The sequence below is a fragment of the Alysiella sp. genome (genome assembly GCF_030525755.1).
Taxonomy (GTDB): Bacteria; Pseudomonadota; Gammaproteobacteria; order Burkholderiales; family Neisseriaceae; genus Simonsiella.
Genome location: NZ_JAUNEC010000003.1, coordinates 51,242 through 64,188, shown reverse-complemented (window position 1 = coordinate 64,188; position 12,947 = coordinate 51,242). Strand labels below are relative to the sequence as shown.

Annotated in this window: 13 protein-coding genes and 2 tRNA genes; 13 read left to right on the top strand and 2 right to left on the bottom strand. The window is 46.5% G+C overall.

Annotated features, from left to right (window positions below; all coding sequences use genetic code 11):
- Positions 1-36: 36 nt before the first annotated feature.
- Entirely contained in the window at positions 37-978 is a 942-nt protein-coding gene (locus tag Q4B82_RS01550) for a YheT family hydrolase (protein ID WP_303064671.1), read from the top strand.
- Positions 979-1,194: 216 nt separating this feature from the next.
- Positions 1,195-2,688 (top strand): YifB family Mg chelatase-like AAA ATPase, encoded by a 1,494-nt coding sequence (locus Q4B82_RS01545; RefSeq protein WP_303064670.1) that lies wholly within the window; start codon positions 1,195-1,197, stop codon positions 2,686-2,688.
- 319 nt (positions 2,689-3,007) lie between these two features.
- Here the strand turns inward: Q4B82_RS01545 and Q4B82_RS01540 are convergent, their stop codons facing one another.
- Positions 3,008-3,280 carry an accessory factor UbiK family protein gene (locus tag Q4B82_RS01540; RefSeq protein ID WP_303064669.1) on the bottom strand — a complete coding sequence of 91 codons (273 nt, stop codon included), beginning with the start codon at positions 3,278-3,280 and terminating at the stop codon, positions 3,008-3,010.
- Between the two features lie 141 nt (positions 3,281-3,421).
- Here Q4B82_RS01540 and earP point away from each other — a divergent pair, with 141 nt between their 5' ends.
- The 10 genes from earP to Q4B82_RS01490 all read left to right on the top strand — a co-directional run bounded on the left by earP (position 3,422) and on the right by Q4B82_RS01490 (position 11,678).
- A complete protein-coding gene (gene earP, locus Q4B82_RS01535; RefSeq protein ID WP_303064668.1) occupies positions 3,422-4,615 on the top strand; it encodes an elongation factor P maturation arginine rhamnosyltransferase EarP in 1,194 nt (397 codons plus the stop codon).
- 141 nt (positions 4,616-4,756) lie between these two features.
- Positions 4,757-4,882 carry a hypothetical protein gene (locus Q4B82_RS01530; protein WP_303064667.1) on the top strand — a complete coding sequence of 42 codons (126 nt, stop codon included), beginning with the start codon at positions 4,757-4,759 and terminating at the stop codon, positions 4,880-4,882.
- Between the two features lie 19 nt (positions 4,883-4,901).
- Complete coding sequence (locus Q4B82_RS01525; RefSeq protein ID WP_303064666.1) at positions 4,902-6,245, top strand: NCS2 family permease; 1,344 nt, start codon at positions 4,902-4,904, stop codon at positions 6,243-6,245.
- A 98-nt stretch (positions 6,246-6,343) separates the two neighbouring features.
- On the top strand, positions 6,344-6,712 hold the full coding sequence (locus tag Q4B82_RS01520) for a DUF2069 domain-containing protein (protein ID WP_303064665.1): 369 nt from the start codon (positions 6,344-6,346) through the stop codon (positions 6,710-6,712).
- A gap of 65 nt (positions 6,713-6,777) precedes the next feature.
- The gene (locus Q4B82_RS01515) at positions 6,778-8,640 is read left to right on the top strand and encodes a PglL family O-oligosaccharyltransferase (RefSeq protein ID WP_303064664.1); all 1,863 of its coding nucleotides are present in this window, start codon (positions 6,778-6,780) and stop codon (positions 8,638-8,640) included.
- Between the two features lie 185 nt (positions 8,641-8,825).
- The gene (locus tag Q4B82_RS01510; RefSeq protein ID WP_303064663.1) at positions 8,826-9,509 is read left to right on the top strand and encodes a response regulator transcription factor; all 684 of its coding nucleotides are present in this window, start codon (positions 8,826-8,828) and stop codon (positions 9,507-9,509) included.
- Positions 9,510-9,696: 187 nt separating this feature from the next.
- Positions 9,697-9,772 (top strand) — tRNA-Val (locus tag Q4B82_RS01505).
- A gap of 36 nt (positions 9,773-9,808) precedes the next feature.
- A tRNA-Asp gene (locus tag Q4B82_RS01500) sits at positions 9,809-9,885 on the top strand.
- Between the two features lie 173 nt (positions 9,886-10,058).
- Entirely contained in the window at positions 10,059-11,444 is a 1,386-nt protein-coding gene (locus Q4B82_RS01495) for a Na+/H+ antiporter family protein (protein WP_303064662.1), read from the top strand.
- Positions 11,445-11,456: 12 nt separating this feature from the next.
- Positions 11,457-11,678 (top strand): SlyX family protein, encoded by a 222-nt coding sequence (locus tag Q4B82_RS01490; protein WP_303064661.1) that lies wholly within the window; start codon positions 11,457-11,459, stop codon positions 11,676-11,678.
- 63 nt (positions 11,679-11,741) lie between these two features.
- Here the strand turns inward: Q4B82_RS01490 and Q4B82_RS01485 are convergent, their stop codons facing one another.
- Positions 11,742-12,380: an MBL fold metallo-hydrolase gene (locus tag Q4B82_RS01485; RefSeq protein ID WP_303064660.1), complete on the bottom strand. Its 639-nt coding sequence runs from the start codon at positions 12,378-12,380 to the stop codon at positions 11,742-11,744.
- Positions 12,381-12,447: 67 nt separating this feature from the next.
- Between Q4B82_RS01485 and rlmH the strand changes: the two genes are divergently transcribed.
- Positions 12,448-12,918, top strand: a complete 471-nt coding sequence (rlmH, locus tag Q4B82_RS01480; protein WP_303064659.1) for a 23S rRNA (pseudouridine(1915)-N(3))-methyltransferase RlmH — start codon at positions 12,448-12,450, stop codon at positions 12,916-12,918.
- Positions 12,919-12,947 lie beyond the last annotated feature (29 nt).

Below are 12,947 nucleotides of genomic sequence, written 5' to 3'. Positions count from 1 at the left end.
CAGTAGGCTGCCTGAAACACAAATCGAGTCGCAATCATGTTTCAACCCGATTTCAGCCGTTTTTATTACAATGAACCCCAAGTACCACTTTGGTTATGGAGTGGCAATGCACAAACCTTATATGCCAAAACTTTGCAACGCCCTGCCCCACCTTATCGCCGTGAATTGCTGCTCGACAGTTATGGCGAAGACCAAGTAGCTTATGATTTTGTGGACGCGGCTGATGTTCACGCACCTTGTGTGGTGTTGTTCCACGGTTTAGAAGGCAGCAGCCACAGTCATTACGCCACAGAATTGATGCACGCTGTACGCAAATTTGGCTGGCACGGTGTCGTGGCACATTTTCGCAGTTGCGGTGGAGTACCGTCCAAACGCATGTATCACAGCGGCGATACCCGCGAAATCGCTCACACTTTGAACTTATTATCGCAACGTTATCCAAACGTGTATGCCGTTGGCGTATCTCTGGGTGGCAATGCTTTAATGAAGTATTTGGGCGAACAGGGCAACAATGCTGTGCCACGCGCTGCCGCTGCGGTATCTGCCCCCGTCAATTTACCTGCATCAGGACACGCTTTAATACACGGTTTACCCAAATTATTGTACACAGAATATTTTTTAAAAACCTTAATGAACAAAGTACCACACACACCCACACAAAAAATCCGCCATTTAGGGGATTTTGATGATGCTTATACCGCCCCTATGCACGGTTTTGCCAACAAAGACGATTATTATCGCCGTGCCGCCGCCTTGCCTTTTTTGAAACACATCGCTACGCCCACTTTATTGCTCAATGCACGCAATGACCCTTTTCTGCCTGCACCTTATTTGCCGACCCTTGCCGATGTATCACCTTATGTTTATTTGCTGCAACCGCAACACGGTGGACATGTGGCTTTTGTCAGCGGCACAGGACGCGGTCATCTGCGTTGGCTACCTGAAACATTGTTCAACTTTTTTACTGCCATTACCTGAACCTTGCTCCATCTTTTCAGGCAGCCTGAAACTTTTGCCCAATCCATGTTTTATCGGAAAAAGAGAGCAACAAATTTCACTCTACATTTGTACTGTTTTTAAATGGATTAACCATACAACCGAACATAGAACAGACATCAAATCCACCCCCACAAGCCAAGTTTGGCAAAAATTTCAGCCTGTGTTCCACCCATTCCCTTTTTCAAACAAATCATTATGAGTTTATCCCTTGTCAACAGTCGCGCCTTAAATGGCATGAATGCACCTTTAGTGGAAGTGGAAACCCATCTCGCTAACGGTTTACCGCAATTCAATATCGTGGGCTTGCCCGATACAGAAGTCAAAGAAAGCCGCGACCGTGTACGCGCAGCCATCATTCAAAGCGGTTTTGAGTTTCCCGCGCAAAAAATCACCGTCAATCTTGCCCCTGCTGACTTACCCAAAGAATCAGGGCGTTTTGACTTACCCATCGCCATTGGCATTTTGGTGGCTTCGGGACAAATCAGCCCAGAAGACCTGCCCCATTATGAATTGGCAGGCGAACTTGCCCTTTCAGGCAGCCTACGTCCGATACGCGGTGGCTTGGCAATGGCATGGCAAGGACAACAAGCAGGACGTGCTTTTATTTTACCCATGCAAAACGCACAAACCGCTGCTGTGATGCAAGACGTGCAAGTCTATGGTGCCAACAGCTTGGGGGAAGTAGCAGCCCATCTTAATCGTCTTGCCCCTTTGGCACGCACCACGTTTACACCAACCGAAACAACAAACGCATACGAACAAGCCGATTTAAAAGACATCAAAGGACAACACACCGCACGTTTGGCTTTGGAAATCGCCGCCGCAGGCGGACACAGCCTATTGATGGTCGGTCCGCCAGGTACAGGCAAATCCATGTTGGCACGCCGCCTGCCCAGCATCTTGCCACCACTTTCCCCAGCTGAACAAATGGAAGTATGGGCATTGCGCTCACTCTTGCCCCAATTTTCAGGCAGCCTCAACAGCGAACGCCCCTTTATTGCCGTACACAACTCCACCAGTTCCGCCGCTTTGGTCGGTGGAGGTTCCAATCCCAAACCAGGCGAAATTTCGCTTGCCAATCATGGTGTTCTGTTTTTAGATGAGCTGCCTGAATTTGACCGAAAAGTTCTGGAAATGTTGCGCGACCCTTTAGAAAGCGGACAAATCCATATTTCACGCGCCGCAGGTAAAACCACGTTTCCAGCACGTTTTCAGCTGATTGCCGCCATGAACCCCTGTCCATGCGGTTATTTGGGACACCCATCTAAACCCTGTCGCTGCACACCCGAAAGCGTGCGCCGTTACCGAGAAAAGATTTCAGGTCCATTACTCGATCGCATTGATTTAACCATTGAAGTACCCGCCCTATCTGCCGAAGAATTGGCACAAACTCAAACAGGCGAAAGCAGTGCCAGCGTTTTACAACGGGTTTTACAAGCACGCGAAACACAATATGCCCGACAAGGCAAAACCAATGCCCAATTAAGCGGCAGTGAATTGGACAACAGCACCACCATTAGCGATGAAGCCCGTCATGCCCTTGCCACCATGTTGGAAAAGCTCACGCTTTCTGCTCGCAGCTACCACCGCATTTTGCGCGTGGCACGCACACTTGCCGACTTGGCAGGCGATGAAACCGTCCATCGCAGCCACATTCTCAAAGCAGTGGGTTTTCGCCGTGCATTGTGAACCAAATTAAATTCACCCAATAGAATACGATGTAGGGTACAACTTGTTGCACCGAAATCACGTTTAATCAGAAAAAATAGTGCAACAAATTGCACCCTACATTCATTGTGATACTGTTTTTGAATGGATTGACCGTAACGTGAATTTGGGATAAAAAATTGAAATACCACAAAAAAATAACTTGCGTAGAGTGGATGCTGACCCACTCTTTTCAAACAGCCCCAAAAGAAATAATCAGAATGGTAAACGGTAAAACCCCATACAGCAAAGTTTTTATTGAACCCAATCCCAAGTTCACATGATTTTATTGCCCGATTTTTCAGGCAGCCTGATTGTCTTCTGTTGGCGTTTCAGACGCAGCCAATTTCGCTTCCAAAGCCGCTAAACGTGCTTCCACTTCGCTCAATTTAATCCGCGTTTTAACCAAAATTTGCTGTTGCACATCAAACTCTTCACGCGTAACCAAATCCATTTTGGCAAACGCACCACTCAACATCGCTTTGGCGTTTTTTTCCATATCTTTCACAGGGCTATTGGCAACCGTTTCACCCAACTTGCTGCTCAAATCTTCAAAAAGTTGTTTGGCAATCATCATATAATCCTTTGTTTATCACATTAAAAACAGCTGCCATTGTAGAGAATTTCAGGCAGCCTGAACAGTTGCCCTCGCAAAATTTTGACAAGCCGCCCCACCCTGCCTATTATCCGCCCATTTTTTCCGAGAATTCACAATATGAAACCCGTTTTTTGGCTGTTTTGTACCGTAATTGATAACTTTGGCGACATCGGCGTATCGTGGCGGTTGGCACAAGAATTGCAAAAACGTTTGGGTGCAGAAGTGCATTTGTGGTTGGACGATTTTGCCACTTTGCACGCAATTGCGCCCGATGCCACCCAAAGGCTGCCTGAAAATGGGGCAAACATCGCTTTGCACGCTTGGCAAGAGGGACAAAATGTGGATTTACAAGGTTTCAGGCAGCCTGATGTGGTCATAGAAACCTTTGCCTGTACGCTGCCTGAAAACGTGCGTGCCATCATCAAACAAACAGGCGCAATCTGGCTGAACTGGGAATATTTGAGCGCGGAAGATTGGGCAATTCGCACCCACTTGATGCCATCTTTACAAGCCGATGACACACACAAATTCTTCTGGCAAATGGGTTTTTTACCCGAAACAGGTGGTTTATTGCGTGAAGAAAATGTGGCTGATTTTTTCAGGCAGCCTTTCAATCAGCAGCATCAATCTGCTCTCCCCCATGCTTGCAAAGGAAAGTTAGGGCGGTGGCAAACAGAACAAAAACAACTGCCTGCAAAACCACAAAACGAAACCATATTTTACCTATTCGGCTATCCTAGCCCAATTTGGGCAAAATGGCTGACTTGTTGGCGCAATTTAGGCTGGCATTTGCACATCAAATTGGCAGGCAACACCATTGCTCGCAGCTTACAAGAAAACGGTTTTTTGCCAGATAATGCGTTTCAAAACCAAGCCACTTATGTTTCAGGCAGCCTAGAAGTCAGCCTTGCCCCTTTTGTGCCACAACATCAATTTGATGCAGTTTTGGCATCGGCTGATGTGTTATTTGTGCGTGGCGAAGACAGTTTTGTTCGCGCCCAATATTCGGGCAAGCCGTTTTTTTGGCACATTTATCCGCAAGAAAATTTGGTGCATTTGGACAAATTGGACGCATTTTGGCGCATGGTTTGGACAGAACACCAGCCCATTCAGGCAGCCTTTATCGCGCTTTCCGATGAACTCAACGGCGCACATATTTTGAGCGACAGTGCACGCCAAAACGCATGGCAAACGCTATGGCACAATTTGGCACAATGGCAAAATGTGGCACAAAACTGGCAAACCCACCTTTTCAGGCAGCCTGATGCGGTATCGCGTTTGGCAGCGTGGTTGCAAGGACAAAATCAATAAGAACGTATCTTTATAAATATGCAAGCCCCATATTTTTCGCTGGGCATGAACTTGGCACATGTAAAGCAAACCGCATCAGCGCATAAACAGTCAATATAGTCGTAGCAGTAAAAAATAAAATCTGCTCCTACAAACCAAGTTTTGCAAAGATTTCAAGCAGCAAAAACCTTTTCAGCTTTGGAATTGATGCCCTACTTTTTAGGGTTGGTGCTGACACCGACCATTTTCAGGCTGCCTGAAAACGACTACAATCGCACCTATTCTTAACCCCACTTAAAATAAGATGATGAAATCTTCACATACCAATTTACTTGAACGCCTGTTCAAACTAAAAGAAAACGGCACATCTGTCCGCACCGAAATTTTGGCAGGACTGACCACTTTTTTGACCATGTGCTACATCGTCATCGTCAATCCGAGTATCTTGTCCATCACGGGCATGGATTTTGGGGCGGTGTTTGTGGCAACTTGTATTTCCGCTGCCATTGCGTGTTTTGTGATGGGTTTGTTTGCCAATTATCCCATCGCGCTTGCACCTGGTATGGGCTTGAACGCTTATTTCACGTTCAGCGTGGTACAAGGCATGGGCGTAAGCTGGCAAATCGCGCTGGCAGCGGTGTTCATGTCGGGCATTTTGTTCTTGATATTCAGCTGTTTCAAAATCCGTGAAATGTTGGTCAATGCCCTGCCCATGAGCCTGAAAATGGCGATTGCGGCAGGCATTGGTTTATTTTTGGCATTGATTGCACTCAAAGGCTCGGGCATTGTGATTGCCAGCGAAGCCACTTTGCTGAAAATGAACAATATTTATGAAATCAAAGACGGCATCAAAACCCCTAATCTCCCCGTTTTGCTGGCTTTGCTGGGTTTTTTCCTGATTATTGCACTGGATTATTTCCGTGTGCGTGGGGCAATCATCATCGGCATTGGTGCGATTACCGCTTTGGCGATGATTTTTGATTTAACGCAATTTCACGGCATTGTCTCTGCCGTGCCTTCGATTGCACCGACTTTCATGCAAATGGATTTCAATGGTCTATTTAATGGCAGCATGATTGCGGTGGTTTTCGTGTTTTTCTTGGTGGATTTGTTTGACAGTACAGGGACGCTGGTTGGTGTTTCACACCGTGCGGGCTTGCTGGATAAAAACGGTCATTTGCCGCGTTTGAAACGCGCCCTGTTTGCCGACTCCACTGCGATTGTGGCAGGTGCATCTTTGGGTACATCGTCCATTACGCCTTATGTGGAAAGTGCCTCTGGCGTAGCAGCAGGCGGACGCACAGGCTTGACAGCGGTAACGGTTGGCGTATTGATGTTGGCGTGTTTGTGGTTTTCGCCATTGGCAAAAGCCGTGCCAGCCTTTGCCACTGCCCCTGCCCTGCTGTACATCGGCGTACAAATGCTGCGTTCTGCCACCGAAATCGATTGGAACGACATCACCGAGGCCGCGCCTGCTTTCATGACCATTGCGTTTATGCCTTTTACCTATTCCATTGCCGATGGCATTGCCGCAGGTTTTATCAGCTATGCCGTGATTAAACTGATTTGCAAACGCGTCAAGGAAGTGCCTGTTATGGTATGGCTTGTGGCGATTGCATGGATTGCCAAATTTTGGTTTTTGGGTGCATAAAACACCGTTTTCAGGCTGCCTGAAAACACAGTCATGCTTTTCAGGCAGCCTTTTACAGTATAATTACGCGTTTTCTGTTTACCATTCAAACCCACACCATGTCCCACATTCAGCCCCTCAAAAACTGGAAATTGCCCACCGCACGCGCAGCATGGTTGGGCTTGATTGTATTAACTTTGGCTTGGGACGGACTTTACGCACCACTGCACACAGGTCGTTGGTTGTTGGTCATCAAACTTTTGCCCCTGTGTTTGCCTTTGCAGGGCATTTTATCGGGACGCATTTACACTTATCAATATTGTTCCATGCTGATTTTGGCATATTTCACCGAAGGTGTGATGCGCTTGTTTGATGTTTCAATAATCAGTGTTGGCTTTGCTATTGGGGAAATTTTGTTAAGTGTGCTGTTTTTTGTGGCTTGCTTGGCATATTTAAAACAGTTTAAACACCCCAAAAAAGGGGATTAGTTTCGGTTTCAGGCAGCCTTTTAACAGCATTTATTTGTTCATTCAATCATTTTTCATTCATTCCCATGACTTCTCAATCCCCTGCTTCTCTCTGGCAAAGCCAACTTTTTCCCTTGTGGACAAGTTTGTTCTTGATTGCTGTTGTGCCATTTTTGTCCATTTACCGCGTAGGTCCATTAAGCAGCTTTTTCTTGGAAAGCGGTTCTTTGTTTGCGGTTTTACTGTTTGTCTTGCTGACTGCATTTTCAGGTAGTCTGAAACAAACCGCCCTACCGCGCTCAACGTGGTATTTCTTGGCATTAGCGGTATTTTGGGCGATACAAGCACGAGCTATGAATTTGGTTTATCACGGTCAAACCGATATGGTGGCTTGGTCGTTTGTGATTTTGGCATTGGCTTGCTGGGCAGCACGCGCTTGGGTATGGCAAATTGGTTTAGAACGTGCAGTTTCCGTATTGGCAGCGGTATTACTCATTGGCTGCGTGGCACAAGGCATAATCGGTTGGCTACAATACACAGGTTGGGCAGCCCAATTCAAAGGCTATTTGATGTACCGCACAGGCATTGTGGAAGGACAGTTGGCACAGCGAAATCACTTTGGACATTACATGATGTGGGGCGTACTGTCAGCAGCTTGGCTGTGGTCACAACGCCGTTTAGCCATTTATTGGGCAGTGTTTTTCGTGCTGTTTTTCGCATCAGTCATGGGCTTAACAGGCTCACGCACGATTTTTGGCTATGTTTTAGCTTTGGCGGTTTTGCTCCCCCTGTGGCGATTGCTTTCAGGCAGCCATGTTACGCGTACGACATTGGCTTTCGGTGCAGCAGCCATCTGTGTTTTGCTGCTGCAATTTGCGATTGAACCGATTTTAAACCTGTTTTCAGGCAGCAACCTACACAGCGCAGCAGAACGCATGGGGTCATCATTTGGCGGCTCGGGACGCGGTTATGAATGGCAAAAAGCATGGCAAATTTTTCTCTCTGCGCCCTTATTTGGCTATGGCTGGGGCAGCTATTCACTACACGGTTTCTTAACCAACGTTTACCCCACAGGTTTTCGCCCTTATGAAGGCAATGTCCTGTTCACCCACAGCCACAATTCCTTTTTGAATTTATTGGCAGAAATGGGCTTGGTCGGCACATTGTTGGTTCTGGGTGGTTTACTTTGGGCAATACACGGCTGCCTGAAACGCGAACACGCCACAGTAGGACTGTTTTTGGTCGCCCTAATGAGTGTCTCTTTGGTACACAGTTTTGTGGAATATCCCTTGTGGTACATCTATTTTTTAAGTGTATTCGCCCTATTCATTGGCTTTGCACCACCAGCACAAGTCGCCGAAACGGTTTCAGGCAGCCTAAACACACAAACAAAACGCCAATGGAGCGCGATTATGGCAAGCATATTGCTGATGGCAGGCATTGTGCGTCTGGGTTTAGCATATCAAGACTTACGCCAAGTTTCAGGCAGCGTCCCCACTGCCACAATCAAACGCACCGAAAACATCATCGGTCTTTTAACCACTGCCAAAACCGAACCCATGTTGCGCTATTACGCCCAACTACAACTTTCTGATTACATAGACCCACACGACAGCATCATACCCAACTGGGCAAGTGAACACATCGGCGAAACCATGCAATTTCGCCCTTACGCCAACGCCTATAAATGGGCTTTGGTTGCCGAACGCACAGGCAACACCCAAGAAGCACGTGATTGGATGCAATTAATGTATCGTTACTATCCCACCAAATTCCAAGCCTACGGTTCCGCCCTGTCCGCTGAACATTACCGCAACCTACATCAAGATTACACCCAAGCCTGTCATTTGTATCACGCCAGCATCAAAAAGCTGCCTGAATGCGTGAAATTATCGTCGTTTCAAATTCAAACAGGACAAGGCGACAATGTCCGCCGTGTACAACATTGACAACACTGTACCATTTTTATTTGAAACAACCACACCAGCAAAACACCCCCAAACACAAAATGTTAATCACACTTTAATATTGCAAAAACGCGCAAATCACAAGCCCATACTGCTATCAAATTTGCAGCAGAACTGTTAAGATACGCGCGTTTTGACTACACAAACGAATGATGAAAGGAAACATCATGAATCGCGTTTTACTGGTGGACGATGACGATACCCTAACCGAACTCTTGGCAGAATACCTCAATGCCGAAGGTTTAGAAGTAAGCCGCATGCCCGATGGCGAAAGCGGTGTAAAAGAAATCTTGAGTAGCAATAATGAATACGATGTTGTGGTACTTGATTCCATGATGCCCAAAATGAATGGTTTAGACGTACTCAAAACCGTACGCGCCCAAAGCAAAATCCCCATCATCATGCTCACAGCCAAAGGGGACGACATTGACCGCATCATCGGTTTAGAAATGGGTGCAGACGATTATGTCCCCAAACCTTGCCAACCACGCGAACTCTTGGCACGCATCAACGCCATTTTGCGCCGTTCGCAACACAACAACGATGCCACCACCAACGGCAATACCGTCAGCGCAAGTGGCGTAACACTCTACCCCGCCAAACGCCAAGCCACCATAGGCGACAGTGCTTTGGAATTGACCAGCACCGAATTTAACCTATTAGAAGTACTCATGCGCCACGCAGGGCAAGTGGTCAGCAAAGACACCCTGTCATTAGAAGCATTAGACCGCAAACTGGCAAAATTTGACCGCAGCATTGACGTACACATTTCCAGCATTCGCCACAAATTGGGCGACCCTTCCCTGATTCAAACCGTACGCGGTTTAGGTTATTTGTTCGTGAAAAACTGATTACCCTATTACCACAGGCTGCCTGAAACCTTTCAGGCAGCCTGTTTCAATCAAACGCCCCTTTCAAGAATAAAGAAAATTCTTTTTTATTTCAATAAATAACATAAAAAACATAAATAAACCTTGCCAAAAAAGCAAAATTTTGTTTTAATAAATTCTTTCGCAACAAGCGAAATAGATTAAAAATGGGTGATTAGCTCAGTTGGTAGAGCGTCTGCCTTACAAGCAGAATGTCGGCGGTTCGACTCCGTCATCACCCACCACTTTTTGATTGATTGCTTTAACGGCAGTTAATCTACGCGGTGGTAGCTCAGTTGGTTAGAGTACTGGCCTGTCACGCCAGTGGTCGCGGGTTCGAGCCCCGTCCACCGCGCCATATCTGAATCATGCACCTAAAATCAGGTGCATTTTTTATTGCACCAATTTTACCCAACCCATAATACAAAACTAGACCATAAAGCCAGCATACAGTATCATGCTGGCTTTTTGTTTGCAAAACTTGCTGCCTGAAAAAAATTTCAAGCAGCCTCTGCATAAGGAAGAAACACAATGAATGCAGTCATCATTGGCGTATTGGTCATGTTGGTTTTATCAGTATCGCGCGTACATGTGGTATTGAGTTTGGTTTTGGGGGCATTTGCAGGCGGTTTGGCAGCAGGTTTACCTTTGGCTGACGTGATAGACCCCAGCACACAACAAGTTACCACACAAGGTGTGATTACCCATTTTCAAAATGGTCTATCTGGTGGTGCAACCATTGCACTTTCTTATGCCATGTTGGGCGCGTTTGCCATGGCAATTACCCATTCAGGTTTACCACAACAAATCGCAGGTGCAGTCATTCGTCGCATTGACCACACCAACAAAAAAGACCACATTCCTTATGGCATCAATCGTTTAAAATGGATTTTATTGCTGGGTTTACTGGCAATGGGCATCATGAGTCAAAACATTGTACCCATTCACATTGCTTTTATTCCCATGATTGTCCCCCCTTTATTATTGGTGTTCAACCGCTTACACATTGACCGCCGTTTGATTGCTTGCGTGCTGACTTTCGGTTTAGTAACAACCTATATGTTTTTACCCTATGGTTTTGGTGCGATTTTCTTAAACAAAATTCTGCTGGGTAATGCCGAAAAAGCGGGTATGATGGTTCAAGGTATCAATGTAATGTATGCTATGGCTATTCCTGCCTTGGGCATGGTAACAGGCTTGATTTTGGCGTTCATCAGCTACGGTCGCAAACGCATTTACCAAGACAAGCAAATTGATACCGAAAGCCACATTCAGGCAGCCGCCCAACCTCACGTTTCCAACTACCGCTCTGCCGTTGCTGCACTTGCCATTTTAGTGTGTTTTGCCATTCAACTGCTGTATAAAGACGCGCTTTTACTCGGTGCGATGTTGGGTTTCGCAGTATTTATGATGCTCGGTGTCGTGCGCCGACAAGATGCCGACTCCGTTTTCAATCAAGGCATCAAAATGATGGCAATGATTGGTTTCATCATGATTGCCGCACAAGGTTTTGCATCAGTGATGAACGCTACCGACCAAATCAAACCTTTGGTTGAAGCCAGCGCAAATATGTTCTCAGACAGCAAAGCGGCTGCCGCCTTTGCCATGTTAATGGTTGGTTTATTGGTAACCATGGGCATAGGCAGTTCTTTTGCTACTTTGCCAATTATTACTGCAATTTATGTACCATTGTGTGCTGGATTGGGTTTTTCACCCCTTGCCACCATTGCCATTATTGGTACGGCAGGTGCGCTGGGCGATGCAGGTTCGCCAGCTTCCGATTCCACACTGGGTCCAACCATGGGCTTAAATGCGGACGGACAACACGACCATATGCGCGACAGCGTAATTCCCACCTTTTTACACTACAACATTCCCTTGTTAATTGCAGGCTGGATAGCCGCCATGGTACTTTAAAGCTGCCTGAAAATGAACGATACCGAAAACCGCATCACAGAATTGGAAATTCGCGTGGCATTTCAAGATGAATTGCTGGCAAATTTGAACGACACCATTGTTCAAATGCGTGAAACTTTGGATTTGCAGCAAGCACAATTGCGCCTGTTGTACCACAAATTGCAAAACCAAGCGGATACGGCATCAAACAACAAACCATACAGCTTAATAGAAGAAGTGCCACCACATTATTGAATGGTGTTTAAAAGGCTGCCTGAACTTTCAGACAGCCTTTTACCATACCAATCCACCATAAAATCAAGGTTGCACAAAGGGATTATGTTGTTTCTCATGCCCAATCGTGGTAGTACGCCCATGTCCAGGCAACACCACCGTTTCATCAGGCAACACATACAATTTATCTCGAATGCCTTCCAATAAGGCTTGATGGTTGCTGCGTGGAAAATCGGTTCGCCCAATGCTTTCGTGAAACAGCACATCGCCTGCAATCAAAAGATTTTGTGCAGCACAATAAAACACCAAATGACCTGGTGTATGTCCTGGAATGTGCCACACATCAAAACGATATTCACCCAACATCATGCTGTCGCTCTCATTCAAGTAGCGCGTAGGCACAAACGCAGGACAAACAGGAAAACCATAAGAAGCCGTCTTTTCAGGCAAGCTTTGCAACAAAAAATCATCTTCTATATGAGGACCCAATACAGGCACAACAGCCCGCTCCAACAAAGCAGGTACGCCACCAGCATGATCAAGATGACCATGTGTCAGCCACACAGCCTGCAAATTCACACCCAAATCCCGAACCTGTTGCCACACAAAATCCACATCACCTCCCACATCAATCAATACCGCATCGCGTGTTTGGTCGCACCAAAGTAAGGTACAATTCTGCCGAAACGGCGTAACCGCCATAATTTGTATATTTAAAGCCATATTTTTCCCATTCATAAGGCTACCTGAAAAACCCATTTTAATCTTTAACCCAATCCCAAGCCAAGTCATGAACATCACCGTATTAGCCGTTGGCACCAAAATGCCACGTTGGGTAGACGAAGCCGTAAACGATTACGCCAAACGTTTCGGACGCGACATCCACTATACCCTCAAAGAAATCAAACCCGAAAAACGCAGTTCAGGCATCAATACAGCACAAGGCATGGCAGCCGAAGAAAAACGCCTATTGGAAGCCATACCACAAGGCGCGTTTTTGGTGGTACTGGACGAACGCGGACAAGCCCCCACTTCCATGCAATTGGCCGAACATCTGAAAAATTGGCAACAGAATGGCGAACACGTTTGTTTTGTCATCGGCGGTGCAGACGGCATGACCGATACACTCAAACAAAAAGCCAAACTGATGATGCGCCTATCCAGCCTAACCCTACCACACGGCATGGTGCGCGTTTTATTGACCGAACAACTTTACCGTGCCGTTTCCATTTTGCACCAACACCCCTACCACCGTGAATGAAGTTTCAGGCAGCCTAAACCCAATTTTGC

Bases quoted from the DNA above. Each gene is read 5' to 3' on its own strand.
- Q4B82_RS01545 (WP_303064670.1), top strand. From the start codon at position 1,195: ATGAGTTTATCCCTTGTCAACAGTCGCGCCTTAAATGGCATGAATGCA.
- Q4B82_RS01525 (WP_303064666.1), top strand. From the start codon at position 4,902: ATGAAATCTTCACATACCAATTTACTTGAACGCCTGTTCAAACTAAAA.
- Q4B82_RS01540 (WP_303064669.1), bottom strand. From the start codon at position 3,280: ATGATTGCCAAACAACTTTTTGAAGATTTGAGCAGCAAGTTGGGTGAA.
- Q4B82_RS01550 (WP_303064671.1), top strand. From the start codon at position 37: ATGTTTCAACCCGATTTCAGCCGTTTTTATTACAATGAACCCCAAGTA.
- Q4B82_RS01485 (WP_303064660.1), bottom strand. From the start codon at position 12,380: ATGGCTTTAAATATACAAATTATGGCGGTTACGCCGTTTCGGCAGAAT.
- Q4B82_RS01490 (WP_303064661.1), top strand. From the start codon at position 11,457: ATGAACGATACCGAAAACCGCATCACAGAATTGGAAATTCGCGTGGCA.
- Q4B82_RS01515 (WP_303064664.1), top strand. From the start codon at position 6,778: ATGACTTCTCAATCCCCTGCTTCTCTCTGGCAAAGCCAACTTTTTCCC.
- Q4B82_RS01520 (WP_303064665.1), top strand. From the start codon at position 6,344: ATGTCCCACATTCAGCCCCTCAAAAACTGGAAATTGCCCACCGCACGC.
- Q4B82_RS01495 (WP_303064662.1), top strand. From the start codon at position 10,059: ATGAATGCAGTCATCATTGGCGTATTGGTCATGTTGGTTTTATCAGTA.
- earP (WP_303064668.1), top strand. From the start codon at position 3,422: ATGAAACCCGTTTTTTGGCTGTTTTGTACCGTAATTGATAACTTTGGC.
- rlmH (WP_303064659.1), top strand. From the start codon at position 12,448: ATGAACATCACCGTATTAGCCGTTGGCACCAAAATGCCACGTTGGGTA.
- Q4B82_RS01510 (WP_303064663.1), top strand. From the start codon at position 8,826: ATGAATCGCGTTTTACTGGTGGACGATGACGATACCCTAACCGAACTC.